Raw genomic sequence first — 14,830 nt, forward strand, 5'->3', positions numbered from 1 at the left:
ACCTCAATGTCTAAATGTTGAATGTATCTTAACTGCACTTCCCTTTTCCGAGGAGGCATAAATGCCTTCGATAATTTCGACCACATGGACCTGCCTTGTAATTGAACATCCATCCTCCGGAAATTTCTGATTCTTACTCACTGCCTCTGCAAACTCTTCCAAAATATCTATATTTAAATCTGACATATCCACATGGATTTTATAGCAATCTTTGAACCCGGCATAAGTGATTTTCGAATCGCTTATTTTCTGATATGGGGAATATACAATTACCCTATGTTCAGGGTCATTCATATTGATATAAATAATTCCTTTGTTCCCATAGATTCTAAATTCCCATACACAGAGATCCTTATCTGCTGCCGTACACCAGTTTGCACGTATACTGGCCATTTTTCCGTCCTTCCAGTTCATGACCACCACCGCATTGTCTTCCACCGTCGGCTGGAACTTTTCGCCTTTCAGACTGGTCCTCTCTTTTTGCATTATATTTGTCTTTCCATATACCTCGTCCACTGGACCGAACAGATAAGTAAGCATGCTGATTGGGTATATGCCCAAATCTGCCAGTACCCCCCATTCTGCCACTGATTTATCAAAAAACCATGGTGCGTGCAGTGGTCCCTGGTGAGCAAAGACTCCGTCTACTGCGCAAACATCGCCTATGATTCCCTGGAGGATCATCTTCTTCACCTCTCTGATATGTGTATATGCATCGTTAGGGAGTGCCATAAATATTTTACTGGTCTTATCAGCTGCTTCTTTGATCATCAGAGCGTCCTTTAAATTAGTTGCAACCGGCTTTTCACACAACACATGCTTTCCTGCGTTTAATGCCTCAATAACCAAACGGGCATGGGTCGTGTGGTAGGAGGTTATGATAACTGCCTCCACCTCTTTGTCTTGCAGCAGTTCCTGCCAATCTGTGTATTCTTTTACCTGGAGTTCTTCGGCGGTTTTATGAAGCCGTTCTCTGTCCGTATCATACACTCCAATTAATTCTGTTTTGTCTTTCATTCTCTCAAAAGAATAAAAATACCTGCCTCTGGCTATATCGCCGCATCCTGCTAATGCGCATTTCAAAATTCTCATAAACCTCTCCTTACTTGTATTATTCATCTGCCTCTTCTTCTTTTAAAATTCTGCGGATATACTCTAAAGATTCTTTTATATATTTTTCTGGTCTCTTCAAGCCTCCCAGTTCCATGGAAAGAAATCCCTGATACCCGGTTTCCTTGAGTGCTCTGACAAATCCATTCCAGTCAATTATCCCCAGTCCTACCGGGTATGTATAACAGAGCAGTCCATCTGTATCTCTAAGATGTACATGAAAGATTTTTTCCCTCAGTTTATAGACAGACCACGGAAGATATTCTCGCTGCATTGACTGCCATGCCGCATCAAAATTGGTTCCGAAATAGGGACTGGATATTCTGTCAAAAGCCCTGAGCATACCATCTGTTGTGCCAATCACAACATTTGCATGACCCTCAAGAGCGAATCTGATTTTATACTTTTCGCACAGCTCCACTGCTTTGCTTAAGGATTCCACATACCGCTCCCATACTCCTCCTGCATCAAAGTTTGGAGGCATCTCTATAATATGTTTTGGCTCAAAAAGTTCAAATCCGGGCGCATACGGGTGAATAGATGACGGCAAATACGGAACAGGTGCTTTCAGTTCTTTAGGCCAGTTAGAAACTACGTTAATCGTTTCCGTACCAAGTTTGGCTGCGGTCTCTAATCCTCGTTCAAAAAACTCTAATGCCTTATCCCTCTTTTTGTTATCGTTGTCTAATAAATCTTCCACGGCATGTGCATATAAGATAAACTCTGACAGTTCCATGTTATAGCCCTTGATTATCCTGTCCAGTTCCCGGCAGCGTTCATCTGTATAATACTGGCTTAAATCTTCTGCCGTATAAGCAATTAATTCTATACCATCAAATCCCAGTTCTCCAATCATCTTTACCGCCTCTTCATACGGCGGTTCATAATGAGGATGTGTAAAGCATCCTACTGCTGCTCCTACTTTCATAAATCTCCTTTCACTCTTCCTAGTCTTTAACGCCTCCTGCAGTTAGTCCCAATACAATATATTTCTGGAAAAAAATTGCTAACAGCAGGGGAATCAAAGTTGCAATGCAGCCGCCTGCCATCAGCATTCCGTAGTCTATCCCCCCATGAGTGGTACTAAATTGCGATAAAGCGACTGTAAGTGTTGTTGTCTCTTTTGAGTTCATAAAAATGAGTGCATATAAAAATTCATCCCAGCACATTAAAAAGACCAATGTCCCAACTGCAACATATCCCGGTTTTGCCAAGGGTACAATAATCCGCAGGAATGCCTGAAAATAATTGCACCCGTCAATTCTGGCAGCATCCTCTAAATCAGGCGGTATTGATTTAAAGTAGCCGTGCAGAACCCAGATAGCATACGCCATAACCATTCCGAGATATAAAACAACAAGGGTAACAATCCTGTCAATCATTCCGAATCTGGAGACAGTCTCATACAGAGGTATCACCAATGACACAGTTGGCAGTAATTGAATAAACAACGCCAGAATCATCAGTATATTACTGCCTCTAAACTTCAGTCTTGCAAAGGCATATGCTGCCATCCCCCCGATAAGCAGAGAAATGCCTGTGGTAACAGCAGCAACTTTAAAGCTGTTAAATATGGAATGAATAAAAACTTCTGACGTGCTTGCGATTCTTCCTCCACGGAATACTTTTATTATCGAAGAAAAGAACTCCCGGTATCTGTAAAAGGTGACATTCTCAGGCCAGACCACAGGCCCCCCCGTCAACAGTTCGCTCTTCTCGCAAATGGAAGAATAAAACATCCAAAGCAGCGGAGCAAACGTCCATAGCAGCAGCAGAATTACCCCCAGATAGATTCCGACCCTTCCAATACTTCTTTTTATACTTTTTCCTTTTTTCATCATAGACCATACCTTTGATTAAGCTTCCTTCAAAATCCTCAGATATAATAGAGTTATCAAAAAAATAATCCCTGCTATAACAATTGACAGTGTTGCACCCAAACCAAAATTCAGGCTTTTAAATGTTGTGTAATAGGTATAGAAACTAATTACCATGGTGCCATTGGCCGGTCCTCCATTGGTAAGCATATATACAATATCAAACACCTTCATGGTCTGTGTGGTACGCATAATAAGCACCACCAGAATAATCGGCTTCATCTGGGGCAGAATAATGTGAAAAAATCTCTGAAACACGTTTGCACCGTCAATTTTCCCAGCTTCCAGGCTTACAGCAGATACAGACTGAAGCCCCGACAAGAACATTAATACCGTTAAAGGCAGCATCCTCCAGGTATCCGCAAGTACTATCATAATCATAGCTATTTTCGCGTCGCCCAGCCATGCCACAGGTTCCGATATTCTCCCCCACTGCATTAAAAGTCTGTTTATCAATCCATAATTAGCATTTAGCATCCATCCCCAAAGTACTGCGTTTACCAGCGTAGGGACTGCCCATGGAGCAAGGATTGCTCCACGGACAAATCTTCTTCCTTTAAACTTCTGATTAAGAAGAAGTGCAATCAACATTCCAAAAACGGATTGTATTGTCAGCGACATAATTACAAACTGCCCTGTGACCTTCACAGAATTCCAAAACTCAGAATTTGTCAGCACACTTATGTACTGTTCCAGTCCTGCAAACCCATTTTTGGAAGCATCCAGCATATTCTTCCATTGAAAGCTGATAACAAATGTGTTGAGCAGAGGATAAATGTTTAATGCGAAGATAACGAGCATTGCAGGACAGATCAATTTATATGCCGGCATTTGACGATTCAATTTTTTATTGTCAACCATTCTTTTCATGTTTTCTCCTATCACTCACTTCACATACGTATCACCCTTAATTTATGTTTCAGAATATAATCTACTTATATTCTTGGTTAGAGATACGGACAGCTTCATCCAATGCTTCCTGCGCAGTTACCTCTCCAGCCAGTGCTTTGCTCAGATTTAGCTGCAGCATTTTGCTCCATGAGCTGTAATCTGCTATGGTAGGCCGTCCATGAGCATAATCAAATTGCTTCGCCATAATCTCAAATTCAGGGTTGTTCTTGAGAATCTCAGGATCCTCTAAAACACTTTTTAGGATGGGCATATTCCCGAACTTGTCGAGTACATCTTTTTGCACCTCATAGCTGATAGCTATTTTTATAAACTCCACAGCCCATTCAGGATATTTGCAGCTGGAGGTTACTCCCAATCCGCCGCCTCCGGTTGTTGCAGAATACTCTACTTCCCCCTGGCCTGGCGCAATCGCCACCTCTACCTTCCCTGCCACAGAACTGTTCGCAGGATCATTGGTAAAATCATAAGCATAGGACCAGCAGGTCACAAAAGCAGTATCCCCCGCCATAAACGGATCCAAATTATCCCTGTCTGAGTAAGAAACAGACGCCGGATCCGCTGTGTTATCCTTCATAGAGTTAATAAACATGTTCAGGGCATCTACTCCCTCTTTGCTGTTAAACACAAAATCGCCGTTTTCATTTACCCACTCTCCGCCATAAGCATATAAGGCGGCATTGAAGTCACATACAAACCCTTCTGCCTGGGATGCTGCCCATGCAGTTCCATGTTTGCAGATCCCCTTGTCCATCATATTCCTGCTCATTTCCAGCATTTCATCATATGTGGAGGGCGGTGCGCTGTATCCGGCTTCCTCCAGCATTTCTTTATTATAGAAAAGCCATTTTCCCTCGGTCATTGTAGGAATCGCATATATATCATCCCCCACTGACATTTCATCCACAAATGCAGGGTATAGCTGTGCTATCTCTTCCTCTGTAAAGTATTCGTTCAGGGGTCTGGCAATCCCTGACTTTGCAAACTCCCCCGGCCACACAGTGTCAACCGTCAGAATATCCAGCTGGCTTCCCCCAAGTGCCATGGTTACTTCTTTGTCATGTACATCTGCATATGCCAGTGAAATAATATCCACATCAATCCCATACTTTTCATAAAATTCATCCGCTACATAAGAATACAAGTCTTCGTGATCTGTAGTCGTGACCATGACAAGTTTTTCTGGCTTATCTTCTGCCTTCCCCTCTTCCTCAGTCCCAGCTTTGCTGTCTGTTGTCTCCTTCTCTGCTTTTCCTTCTTTACCTGAATCACCACATGCTGCCAATGATACTGTTAAAGCTAACGCCATCAATAATGCCAATTTTCTTTTCATCCTTTTTCTCCTTTCATATATGGTTAAGTAGCGCACTTTTATGGATGATATTACAAATACTTTTTCAGTGTCTCAATGCTTAATGCCGCAGCCTCCATTTCGTCATATCCATCCGGCTCATCCTGTTCTACAATCAGCCACTGAGCACCGCTTTCTTTTGCTGCTTTCACTAATTGCTCTATATCCTGGCAGCCATATCCCAGGGGACTATAGGTAAACCCATTTTGTATCTTATGGGGGCCATCTTTTGTCTCTTCCTTTAACAGTCCATAGGGTACTTCCCCTTCTTTACCGCTGCTCATGTAGTCTTTCAAATGTACAACCGGACATTTTCCTTTATATCTGCGGATATAAGCAGCCGGGTCATATCCCGCGTATTTAATCCAACAGGTATCCAGTTCCGGCAGCAGAAACTTTGAAGGAATACTGTCCATCAAAAAATCCAGTCCGTTTTTTCCTGAAACTTCTTTGAATTCAAAATCATGGTTATGGTACAGTAATTGCATCCCAGCCTCCCGGGACCTCTCTCCCCATTCAAACAGCCTGCAGATGATATTTGAAAACGCCGGATTCCCTGGACGATACTCCTCATCCAGATATGGGATAGCAAGGTATTCGCATCCGAGTATTCTGTGTTCCCGGATTACTTGCTCCACATCCCTCTCCCATGCTGTCAAAGGGATATGGCTGGACACGGGGCTTAAATCTTCACGGTCCATCATCTCCCGCAGTTCTTCCGGCCTGTGTCCGCAAAATCCGGCTAATTCCACCCCGTCGCAGCCGAATTCGGCCAGACTGTGCAGGACGGCTGAGAGATTTTTCATTGCTGAATTTCTGCAGGAATACAATTGATATCCTATCTTCATATTATCTTCTCCCTTTCTCTCTTGTCAGCAGTTACTTTATGTCCTGATTATATAATCGCTTATGCGTTTTATCTACATCCATACTGTAGTTTTCTTTAACAATTTTATCATTTTAGAATTTTTGTCCAAAATATTTCATTTAATATTATACTTTTTTAATTATTTATATTATTTTCATCTATTATCGTTGACTTTCCCTTTGTGCTTTTATATTATTAAAATAACACTTTAAGTTTTTTTAGTTTATACCCAATGGCATCCTTTTATATATGCCTTTCCGGAGTATATGGCTTTGGCCATATGGTGCCGTATAGGAGATGGATTTATGTACTTAGAAAACAGTATTACAAACTCATTGCACAGCGAAGATTCTCAGCTGCCTTTTTCAGTTTTTTTCTATCATACAAACAGTTCCTGGCATTGGCATGAATTTCTAGAACTCATCTATTGTCTGAAAGGAGTCTATCAAATATGGGTCAATGATTCCTGTATCCCATGCATGCCGGGAGACTTTGTTATTATTGATGCCAGAGAACCACATGCAACAAAAGCCATGGAGCAGGATTCTGAAATCATGGTCATACAAGTAGAATCCAATACATTTTCTCTTACATTTACAGAATCAATGATGTCAAGGTATCACCATTATTTTGACAGCCGCCCTTCTAATTTCCAGCGAAAGATACAAATCACTGAAAACGACGTGCTCTATCATCTTTTTGGGGATTTAAAAAATGAATTTTTTCAGAAAGAGGTGGCTTTTGAGTTGAGTATGAAAGCTGATATTGAAAAAATATATGTATATTTATTGCGGAACTGCCAGATAAGGCAGCCGAAGATATTTGGAACGCAGCTAAAAGATTTGATACGTCTCCAGCCGGTCTTGGACTTTATAGAAGTGAATTACCGTAAAACTATCAGACAAAAAGAAATGGCACAGCTGATTTTCCTCAGCGATGCCAGTTTCTGCCGTTTGTTTAAAAGAGTAATGGGAAAAACATTCTCAGAATATATAAATGCTCTGCGCATAAAAGAAGTCAAAAGATTATTGCTGGTTACAAATGAGAAGATTATCAATATTTCTACCACCGTAGGATATGATAATGTCACTTACTTTAATAAAGTATTCCTCCGGGAATGCGGCCTCTCCCCGGGTGCATACAGAAAAAATGCATTCTCAGCACTGTCATGAGTCCGGTCAGTCTATTTCCTATGCCTGAGGGGAGTCTGTATCTTCTGCTCGGGCCTCTCATTAGACCGCCTTATGCTTTTTATATTTTATCCTGATTGATTTAAATATCACAATTATGACAAAGACCAGCACTCCTGTCAGCACAATTGTCCCTCCCGGTTTCAATTTCCCGTAATAAGACACGGTAAGCCCCGTCACTGTAAATGCAACAGCAAATACTATAGAGAGGAGGAGCGTATGACGGTAGCTCTTTCCAATCTGCATCCCGCAGGCTACAGGCACTACCAGCATGGATGAAACAATCAGAGTCCCTACAGTCCGGGAGGCAATGGAAACCGTCAGAGCGGTTAACAGAGTAAAAACAAAATTAACCGTTTTTACTGAAACCCCGGATATTCTGGCTGCTCTTTCGTCAAACCCCACATAGAACAGTTCTTTGTAAAGAAGTAAAAAGACAAGCAATACTAGAACACTTACAAGTATCACCATCCAAAGCTCCAGGTCGCTTATGGCCACAATACTTCCAAACAAAAAGCTGTTAAAATTGGCACTGTTTTTTACAAACCCGGACAATACCCCTGCCAGCCCGATCCCGGCAGACATAACAATAGCAATAGCCATCTCCGAATATCTGGGAGTTTTCTTACGAATCCCTTCAATGCCTAGGGCTGCGAAGATACAGAATGCGGTAGCTCCCAGTACAGGGTTGATTCCCAGAAGGAGGCCAAATGCCACTCCTGCCAGGGAGGAATGCGCCAGAGCATCCCCGATCATGGACATTCGCTTTAATACGATCGTCATCCCTATACAGGGCGTTATAATTGCCAGAAGAATCCCTACGATAAAGGCCTTCTGCATAAAAGCGTATTGAAGTACACTCATTCCTCTGCCACCCTGCCTTCCTCTATACGGAAAATCCGGTTGATTCCCCGGCATTCCCGCAGCGCTCCGTGTGTCACCATTAGTATCGTAAGCCTGGATCCCCGGTTAAAGCTGCACAGGATCTCATAAAATTCTTCTATCGACTTAGAGTCCATACCGGTAGTAGGCTCATCCAGTATAAGCAGAGAAGGATCCCCTACCAATGCCCTCGCCAGCATGACCCTCTGCTGCTGGCCTCCCGAAAGCTCCCCGATCCTGCACTTCCTATATTCCTCCATCCCCATCTTTCCCAGCATCTCTGCTGCCTTTTTCCTGTGAACGGCTTTGGGAAAATGAAACCTTCCAATTTGAGCATAAAGCCCGGTCAGCACAATCTCCTCCACGGTGGCAGGAAATCCCTGATTCAGGGCAATGCTGTTCTGGGGAATATATCCAACCTGGCAGCTTTTAAATACTTTCCCAGGATCTGTCCCAAAGATCTGCACCTCCCCCATGGACGGGGTGAGTTCTCCCAAAATCAATCTAAGCAGGGTGCTTTTACCCGCACCATTTTCTCCTACCAGAACAGCAAAATCTCCCTCTTCTATCTTCAGGTTTCCCCTGCAGATAACCGGGGCTCCTTCATAGGAGAATTCCGCGTCCTTCATTGTTATAACACTCATACTGTCTCTCGCTCTCCTTTTATCACTGTAAAGCTTTCACCAAAGCCTGAAGATTCTCTCTCATAACGGAAAAATAATCGTTTCCTTCCTCTATCTCCTCCTCCGTCAATCCCTCCAAAGGATTCAGCACCGCTGTGTCTGCTCCTGTTTCTTTTGCGATGGTATTCGCCACCTTAGGGCTGGTCAGCTCCTCAAAAAAAATCGTTTTCACCTTATTATCCCTGGCAAATTCTATAATCTCTTCCATCCTGGCAGGATCCGGCTCCGAGTCCGGGGAAAGCCCCTCTATACCAATCTGGTTCAGTCCATACGCCTGGCACAGGTAGCCGAATGCCTCGTGCGCCACAATAATATCTTTTCCCGGCAGAGATTCCAGCTGTTGTTGAAATTCTTGATCCAGTTGTTCAAACTCTGTTTTATATTTGCTGCAGTTTTCCCGAAAATACTCCTGCTTATCCGGCGCCGCCTTTTCCAGCGCTTTACCTATCGTCTCCATCTGCTTTTCGGCATTCCGGGGATCCAGCCACACATGGGGATCATAGTCTCCCTCTTCCCCCTGATGTCCATGGCTTCCCAGCAGTTCTATGCCCTCTGCTGCTTCTACTACAATTAGCTCCTTATTTTCTAAAGTGTTAAGCACGTCTTTCACCCAGTGCTCCATCTCTGCACCATTGTAGATAAATACATCAGCCTCCTCCAGTGAAGCAATATCCTGAGCTCCCGGCTCCCAGTCATGGGGCTCTGTGCCTGCAGGAACCATAGTCGTAACCTCAACCTCATCCCCTCCGGCTTTCTGCGCAAAGTCCCCCATGGTATAGAAGCTTGCCATAACCTTTAATTTTCCGTCCTTTTCTTCCCCAGCCTCTGGTCTGCATGCTGATAACATACATACAGCTATGAGACCTGTCAAAAACAATCCTAGTATTCTTTTCATTTATCTGTCTCCTGTCTTGTCCACTCTCTGTCTGCACGCTCTGCAATATCCGTAGAGCTCGATGCGGTGACCGGTAATATCAAATCCATCTTCAGCCACCTGAATTCCTCCGCTCTCAAAAGGGCATTTGCTGATAGGCACTCTTTTATGGCATACCAGACAGACTGCATAATGCTCGTGAATATTTCGCTCCAGCTCATAGCGGGCCATATCCTCCCCAGGAAGAAAACTTTTCTTCACCAAATGATGTTCTTCGAAGGCATTCAGAACTCGATATACAGTAGACAATGCATATTGGCATTCTTTGGGTTTTTCCAGCAGCAGTATCTTATAAATCTCCTGGGCAGTTACGGGAACCGCCGATTTTTCCAAAATCCCGTATACCTCTTCTCTCTGCTTGGTGCGCTTAAACCCCCGTCCCCATATGTTCTCTGTCTGTTTTTCTTTCATCCCATCACTCCTTATGCAAATGCTAATCATTCGCATGTATTATGATACCATGCACGCAAGATTTGTCAAGGGGCTTTGCAATATTAAAAAAGAGCCTGGTTGTTCTTAAACCGGCTCTTTTTCTATATTTATCTGGTCTGCAGAAATGTACTTTCTTTGATCGCATCCTGATCTGAAGGATATTTTTCCAAATATGCAGCAATTTTTTCCTTTGCAGTCCCATACTCCTGCTTTTTCTCGTACACCACCACTTCATTGTACAGCAGACTTTGATTTTCCTGAGGATCGTTGAGTTCCAGACCCTTCTGGATATTCTCCAGGGCACTGTCGTATTCTCCGTCCGCAATATCGCAGTATGCCATGCCATTATATGCCTTGGCGGATTCCCCTTTATCCGCCAGATACTGCTGATACATTTGTCTGCCGCTGGAGGTATCCCCCATGGCCACATACACCTTGCCCAGCAGAAGTGCGGCATCCGGATTCCCGTTATTCATGGAATGAATCAGTTCTTCTTTGGCATTCTCAAAATCTTCCAGATAATAGTAAACTCTTCCTCTGTCATATTCATCCTGTTCGTCCCTGGCTTCAATTTTCAGAGCTTCCTCCAGATATTCTTCCCCGTCCGCTTTCATATCCTTTTCCCGATATGCACGGTAAACATTAAGAAAATCCTCGTAATCCTCTGATTTATCTACTGCTTTCTGAAAATCCGACTTGGCATTATCATAGTCATCCTGTGCCAGATAAATCTGGCCCCGCAGAAAGTAAGCATCCTTATCTGTCTCCATGTCCAGTATATCGTTGCAGGTATTCAGCGCGTTATCCAGAATCCCGGCCTGGTATTCGGCTGTGGCCAGATAATACCTGATATCCTTCTGCATCCCTTCTTTTTTGCCATCCAGACTCTTCAGAGCACTCTGGAACGCCGTAATTGCTTCCTCATAGTTTCCCTGCTTGAGATAAGCGATCCCTTCTCCCCGATAGGACTCTGCCACCTTTTTGTCATCTGCCACAGACAATTCAAAGCTCCCAATGGCATCCTCATAGCTTTCCTGCTCCAGCGCCTGTACGCCTTCTTCGTAGTGGCTGAGCTTATCGCTTCCACAGCCTGCCGTCAGGCACAGAACACAGCTCATAATAAGTATCCCCTTATATTTTATCATTCTGCGTTCCTCTTATTATTCAGCGATCAACTGTTCTCTTTCCATTACCTGAATGACTCTGTTAACCTGTTCCCTGCAGATGTCATCCGTGGCGGCCTCTACCATAACACGGACCACCGGCTCTGTTCCGCTCTCCCTTACCAGGATACGGCCTTCATCGCCCAAATCTTTTCCCACCTGTTCTACAATCTCAACTACCTTCGCATTCTCTCTGGCTTCCTGCTTATTAAAGACTCTTACATTCTTTAACAGCTGAGGATAGATTTTAACTTCACTGGCCAGAGTGCTGAGCGGCAGTTTTTTCTCCAGCACAGCTTCCATAATCTTCAGAGAGGTAAGGATTCCGTCTCCCGTAGTGGCATGGTGTGCAAATATAATGTGTCCTGACTGTTCGCCTCCCAGCATATGACCGTTATCCATCATATTCTCGCAGACATACTTATCTCCTACAGCTGTCTTTTCATAAGAAATCCCTTCTCTGTCACAAGCCTTATATAAGCCCAGATTGGACATAACAGTAGTAACAATAGTATTGTTGTTCAGTTTTCCCTGCTCCTTCAGATATTTGCCGCAGACATAAAGGATAATATCGCCGTCTACAATATTTCCCTGATCGTCAATTGCAATACACCTGTCGGCGTCTCCGTCATAGGCAAAACCAACATCCAGCTGTTTTTCCTTTACAAACTCCTGAAGAATTTCAATATGGGTAGAGCCGCAGTTGGTATTTATATTGGTGCCGTCCGGCTCATTGTTGATCACATAGGTCTTAGCTCCCAGTGCATCAAATACACTTTTTGCGATAGCGGATGCACTCCCGTTGGCACAGTCAAGACCCACTCTCATATTCTTGAATGCTCTTGTAGGAATGGAGATAAGGTATCCGATATAGCGGTTTCTGCCCGCGGAGAAATCTACGGTGCGACCGATATTCTCCTTCAGCGCAAAAGGTATCTCCGGGATCTTTCCATCAATATATGCCTCTATCTGCTCCTCCACGGAGGCTTCCATCTTCTGTCCCTGTCCGTTAATAATTTTGATCCCATTGTCATAGAAAGGATTATGGCTGGCAGAGATCATAATTCCACAGTCAAAGTTCTCAGTGCGCACCACATAGGATACACTGGGGGTTGTTGTCACATGCAGGAGATATACATCCGCCCCGGACGCTGTCAGTCCGGCAACCAGTGAGTACTCAAACATATAACTGCTTCTTCTGGTATCCTTTCCAATCACGATCTGTGCCTTGTGGTTCTGGCCAAAATACCAACCCAGAAATCTGCCTACCTTATACGCGTGCTCTACCGTAAGATTAACATTTGCTTCTCCTCTGAATCCGTCTGTTCCAAAATATTTGCCCATACTTCTACTCCTCACTTATTCAATCAATACATCTTCTGTGTGCGGTTTCTAGTTATCAAAAAGCTTTTCCTTATAGATCCCTTTGCGGATTAACTCTGCAAAGGCATCCACAACTGTCTGCTTATCCTCTTTGTAGGTCACCCCAAACCAGGTGTCTCTGGTCTCCAGGAGAGTCACTTCTGCTCTCTTCTCTCTGATAAGTCCGTCCACAATGGTTGGAAGAAGATATTCCTTCTTACTATCTTCCGGGGTAAGTTCTGAAAGAAACTCCACAAACCCCGCTTCCAGAACTTCGAGGAATTCCGGGGTAAGCCCCCACATGTTCATAGACACATAACTGTCCGCATCCAGAGGAAGGATACTGCCGTCCTCCTGCAGCACTCCTGCCCCGTCTTCTGTCTTTACGATATTGTGAGTCTCCGTTACCTTGACCAGATGACTGTCTTTGTCTACCTGACATACACCTCTTGTCACCGAACCGTTATCACTCAGGGTATTTCCCAGAATAAAACCAGCCATGCAGATGGAAAGAGTCTCTTCCTGTCTTGGCTGTTCCTTTACCAGGTAATCATGCACTTTGACAAACGCTTCTTTTCCATAGTAATCATCTGCATTAATTACTGCAAAAGGCTCTTTTATCAGTTCTTTGGCACTGAGCACTGCCTGCCCGGTTCCCCAGGGCTTTGTGCGGTCCTCCGGCTTTTTAAAGCCTTCCGGAAGCTGGTCTAGTTCCTGGTATGCGTACTCTACCTCAACAATTTTTTCGATTCGCCGGCCGATAATCTCTTTAAAGTCCTTCTCCAGATCTTTCCTGATAATAAATACCACTTTATTAAATCCCGCTTCTAAGGCGTCATAGATGGAGTAGTCCATGATTATTTCACCATTCGGTCCCACAGGTGCCAGCTGTTTAACGCCGCCGCCAAATCTGCTTCCGATTCCTGCCGCCATGATAACTAAAGCTGTTTTTTTCATCTGTTCCTCCTGTACCCTCTCAAAGTATTTCTTAGTAATCTTCCTGAAGATTGCTAAGCTTAGCCGCCTGGTCTGCTGCGATCAGGCTGTCTATAATTTCTTCCAAATCTCCGTTCATTATACTATCCAAACGGTGCAGCGTCAATTTAATCCTGTGATCTGTTACACGGCCCTGAGGGAAATTATAAGTTCGTATCTTTTCGGATCGGTCTCCTGTTCCAACCTGGCTTCTTCTCGCTTCCGCCTCCGCATCGTGCTGTTTCTCCAATTCCATCTCATACAGGCGGGAACGGAGTACCTTTAATGCCTTATCTTTATTTTTCAGCTGAGACTTTTCATCCTGACAGGAAATAACAATTCCTGTAGGAATATGGGTCAGACGGACCGCTGAGTCCGTAGTGTTTACACACTGGCCTCCGTTTCCGGATGCCCGGAACACATCGAATTTACAGTCATTCATATCCAGATGGAAATCTATCTCCTCAGCCTCCGGCATAATGGCTACGGTAATTGTAGAAGTGTGAATCCGTCCCCCGGACTCTGTCTCCGGTACTCTCTGAACCCGGTGCACACCGCTTTCGTATTTTAATTTGGAGTATGCACCGCTGCCGTTGATCATAAAGGTAACTTCTTTAAATCCCCCGATCCCGTTCTCGTTCAGACTCATCATCTCTGTTTTCCAGCGGTTAGTCTCTGCATACTTTACATACATCCGGTAAATTTCAGCAGCAAAGAGGGCAGCCTCATCTCCCCCGGCTCCTGCCCGTATCTCCACAATTACGTTTTTGCTGTCATTGGGATCCTTGGGAAGCAAAAGTATCTTCAGCTCATGCTCCAGCTCCTCAATTCTCTTTTTTGCAAGGGACAGTTCCTCCTTCAGCATCTCTCTCATTTCAGCGTCCGACTCTTCCTCCAGCATGGAAACACTGTCCTCCGCGGTCTGTCTGCTCTCCTTGTACTCCTTGTAGGCATCCACAATAGGCTGCAGATCGCTCTGCTCCTTCATAAGCTTCTGGAAACGGCTCTGATCATTGGCCACTGTAGGCTCATTTAATTCCCCCAGTATTTCCTCAAAGCGAATTAAAATATCTTCTAATTTATCAAACACAGGT

At 44.1% G+C, this 14,830-nt stretch carries 15 protein-coding genes; 1 reads left to right on the forward strand and 14 read right to left on the reverse strand.

From position 1 onward, the window contains the following. Positions 1–3 precede the first annotated feature (3 nt). The 6 genes from ACGHCT_RS17725 to ACGHCT_RS17750 all read right to left on the reverse strand — a co-directional run bounded on the left by ACGHCT_RS17725 (position 4) and on the right by ACGHCT_RS17750 (position 6,095). Entirely contained in the window at positions 4–1,092 is a 1,089-nt protein-coding gene (locus ACGHCT_RS17725) for a Gfo/Idh/MocA family protein (RefSeq protein WP_390437105.1), read from the reverse strand. A 19-nt stretch (positions 1,093–1,111) separates the two neighbouring features. Then, positions 1,112–2,038: a sugar phosphate isomerase/epimerase family protein gene (locus tag ACGHCT_RS17730; RefSeq protein ID WP_390437106.1), complete on the reverse strand. Its 927-nt coding sequence runs from the start codon at positions 2,036–2,038 to the stop codon at positions 1,112–1,114. A gap of 19 nt (positions 2,039–2,057) precedes the next feature. Further along, positions 2,058–2,951 (reverse strand): carbohydrate ABC transporter permease, encoded by an 894-nt coding sequence (locus ACGHCT_RS17735; protein ID WP_390437107.1) that lies wholly within the window; start codon positions 2,949–2,951, stop codon positions 2,058–2,060. Positions 2,952–2,966: 15 nt separating this feature from the next. Then, the gene (locus ACGHCT_RS17740) at positions 2,967–3,857 is read right to left on the reverse strand and encodes a carbohydrate ABC transporter permease (protein ID WP_390437108.1); all 891 of its coding nucleotides are present in this window, start codon (positions 3,855–3,857) and stop codon (positions 2,967–2,969) included. 61 nt (positions 3,858–3,918) lie between these two features. Then, positions 3,919–5,229 (reverse strand): extracellular solute-binding protein, encoded by a 1,311-nt coding sequence (locus ACGHCT_RS17745; RefSeq protein WP_390437109.1) that lies wholly within the window; start codon positions 5,227–5,229, stop codon positions 3,919–3,921. A 50-nt stretch (positions 5,230–5,279) separates the two neighbouring features. Next, on the reverse strand, positions 5,280–6,095 hold the full coding sequence (locus ACGHCT_RS17750; RefSeq protein WP_390437110.1) for a sugar phosphate isomerase/epimerase family protein: 816 nt from the start codon (positions 6,093–6,095) through the stop codon (positions 5,280–5,282). Positions 6,096–6,420: 325 nt separating this feature from the next. Here ACGHCT_RS17750 and ACGHCT_RS17755 point away from each other — a divergent pair, with 325 nt between their 5' ends. Next, positions 6,421–7,287: a helix-turn-helix domain-containing protein gene (locus ACGHCT_RS17755; protein WP_390437111.1), complete on the forward strand. Its 867-nt coding sequence runs from the start codon at positions 6,421–6,423 to the stop codon at positions 7,285–7,287. Between the two features lie 60 nt (positions 7,288–7,347). Here the strand turns inward: ACGHCT_RS17755 and ACGHCT_RS17760 are convergent, their stop codons facing one another. The 8 genes from ACGHCT_RS17760 to prfA all read right to left on the reverse strand — a co-directional run bounded on the left by ACGHCT_RS17760 (position 7,348) and on the right by prfA (position 14,826). Next, positions 7,348–8,169, reverse strand: a complete 822-nt coding sequence (locus tag ACGHCT_RS17760) for a metal ABC transporter permease (RefSeq protein ID WP_390437112.1) — start codon at positions 8,167–8,169, stop codon at positions 7,348–7,350. Next, complete coding sequence (locus ACGHCT_RS17765) at positions 8,166–8,831, reverse strand: metal ABC transporter ATP-binding protein (protein ID WP_390437113.1); 666 nt, start codon at positions 8,829–8,831, stop codon at positions 8,166–8,168. Before ACGHCT_RS17765 ends, ACGHCT_RS17760 begins: the two co-directional genes overlap by 4 nt. A gap of 22 nt (positions 8,832–8,853) precedes the next feature. Then, entirely contained in the window at positions 8,854–9,765 is a 912-nt protein-coding gene (locus ACGHCT_RS17770; protein ID WP_390437114.1) for a metal ABC transporter substrate-binding protein, read from the reverse strand. Beyond that, positions 9,766–10,215: a Fur family transcriptional regulator gene (locus tag ACGHCT_RS17775; protein WP_390437115.1), complete on the reverse strand. Its 450-nt coding sequence runs from the start codon at positions 10,213–10,215 to the stop codon at positions 9,766–9,768. Between the two features lie 128 nt (positions 10,216–10,343). After that, entirely contained in the window at positions 10,344–11,381 is a 1,038-nt protein-coding gene (locus tag ACGHCT_RS17780; protein ID WP_072853815.1) for a tetratricopeptide repeat protein, read from the reverse strand. A 15-nt stretch (positions 11,382–11,396) separates the two neighbouring features. Then, the gene (glmM, locus tag ACGHCT_RS17785; protein WP_072853813.1) at positions 11,397–12,743 is read right to left on the reverse strand and encodes a phosphoglucosamine mutase; all 1,347 of its coding nucleotides are present in this window, start codon (positions 12,741–12,743) and stop codon (positions 11,397–11,399) included. Positions 12,744–12,791: 48 nt separating this feature from the next. Further along, positions 12,792–13,718 carry a sugar phosphate nucleotidyltransferase gene (locus tag ACGHCT_RS17790; RefSeq protein ID WP_226904111.1) on the reverse strand — a complete coding sequence of 309 codons (927 nt, stop codon included), beginning with the start codon at positions 13,716–13,718 and terminating at the stop codon, positions 12,792–12,794. Between the two features lie 31 nt (positions 13,719–13,749). Beyond that, a complete protein-coding gene (prfA, locus tag ACGHCT_RS17795) occupies positions 13,750–14,826 on the reverse strand; it encodes a peptide chain release factor 1 (protein WP_072853809.1) in 1,077 nt (358 codons plus the stop codon). Between the last annotated feature and the right edge of the window lie 4 nt (positions 14,827–14,830).

Origin of the sequence: Lactonifactor longoviformis (genome assembly GCF_042848515.1) — a bacterium.
In the GTDB taxonomy this organism is placed as follows: domain Bacteria; phylum Bacillota; class Clostridia; order Lachnospirales; family Lachnospiraceae; genus Lactonifactor; species Lactonifactor longoviformis.

Excerpts from the sequence above, each read along its gene's own strand:
- ACGHCT_RS17725 (WP_390437105.1), bottom strand. The coding sequence starts at position 1,092 with ATGAGAATTTTGAAATGCGCATTAGCAGGATGCGGCGATATAGCCAGA.
- ACGHCT_RS17730 (WP_390437106.1), bottom strand. The coding sequence starts at position 2,038 with ATGAAAGTAGGAGCAGCAGTAGGATGCTTTACACATCCTCATTATGAA.
- ACGHCT_RS17735 (WP_390437107.1), bottom strand. The coding sequence starts at position 2,951 with ATGATGAAAAAAGGAAAAAGTATAAAAAGAAGTATTGGAAGGGTCGGA.
- ACGHCT_RS17740 (WP_390437108.1), bottom strand. The coding sequence starts at position 3,857 with ATGAAAAGAATGGTTGACAATAAAAAATTGAATCGTCAAATGCCGGCA.
- ACGHCT_RS17745 (WP_390437109.1), bottom strand. The coding sequence starts at position 5,229 with ATGAAAAGAAAATTGGCATTATTGATGGCGTTAGCTTTAACAGTATCA.
- ACGHCT_RS17750 (WP_390437110.1), bottom strand. The coding sequence starts at position 6,095 with ATGAAGATAGGATATCAATTGTATTCCTGCAGAAATTCAGCAATGAAA.
- ACGHCT_RS17755 (WP_390437111.1), top strand. The coding sequence starts at position 6,421 with ATGTACTTAGAAAACAGTATTACAAACTCATTGCACAGCGAAGATTCT.
- ACGHCT_RS17760 (WP_390437112.1), bottom strand. The coding sequence starts at position 8,169 with ATGAGTGTACTTCAATACGCTTTTATGCAGAAGGCCTTTATCGTAGGG.
- ACGHCT_RS17765 (WP_390437113.1), bottom strand. The coding sequence starts at position 8,831 with ATGAGTGTTATAACAATGAAGGACGCGGAATTCTCCTATGAAGGAGCC.
- ACGHCT_RS17770 (WP_390437114.1), bottom strand. The coding sequence starts at position 9,765 with ATGAAAAGAATACTAGGATTGTTTTTGACAGGTCTCATAGCTGTATGT.
- ACGHCT_RS17775 (WP_390437115.1), bottom strand. The coding sequence starts at position 10,215 with ATGAAAGAAAAACAGACAGAGAACATATGGGGACGGGGGTTTAAGCGC.
- ACGHCT_RS17780 (WP_072853815.1), bottom strand. The coding sequence starts at position 11,381 with ATGATAAAATATAAGGGGATACTTATTATGAGCTGTGTTCTGTGCCTG.
- glmM (WP_072853813.1), bottom strand. The coding sequence starts at position 12,743 with ATGGGCAAATATTTTGGAACAGACGGATTCAGAGGAGAAGCAAATGTT.
- ACGHCT_RS17790 (WP_226904111.1), bottom strand. The coding sequence starts at position 13,718 with ATGAAAAAAACAGCTTTAGTTATCATGGCGGCAGGAATCGGAAGCAGA.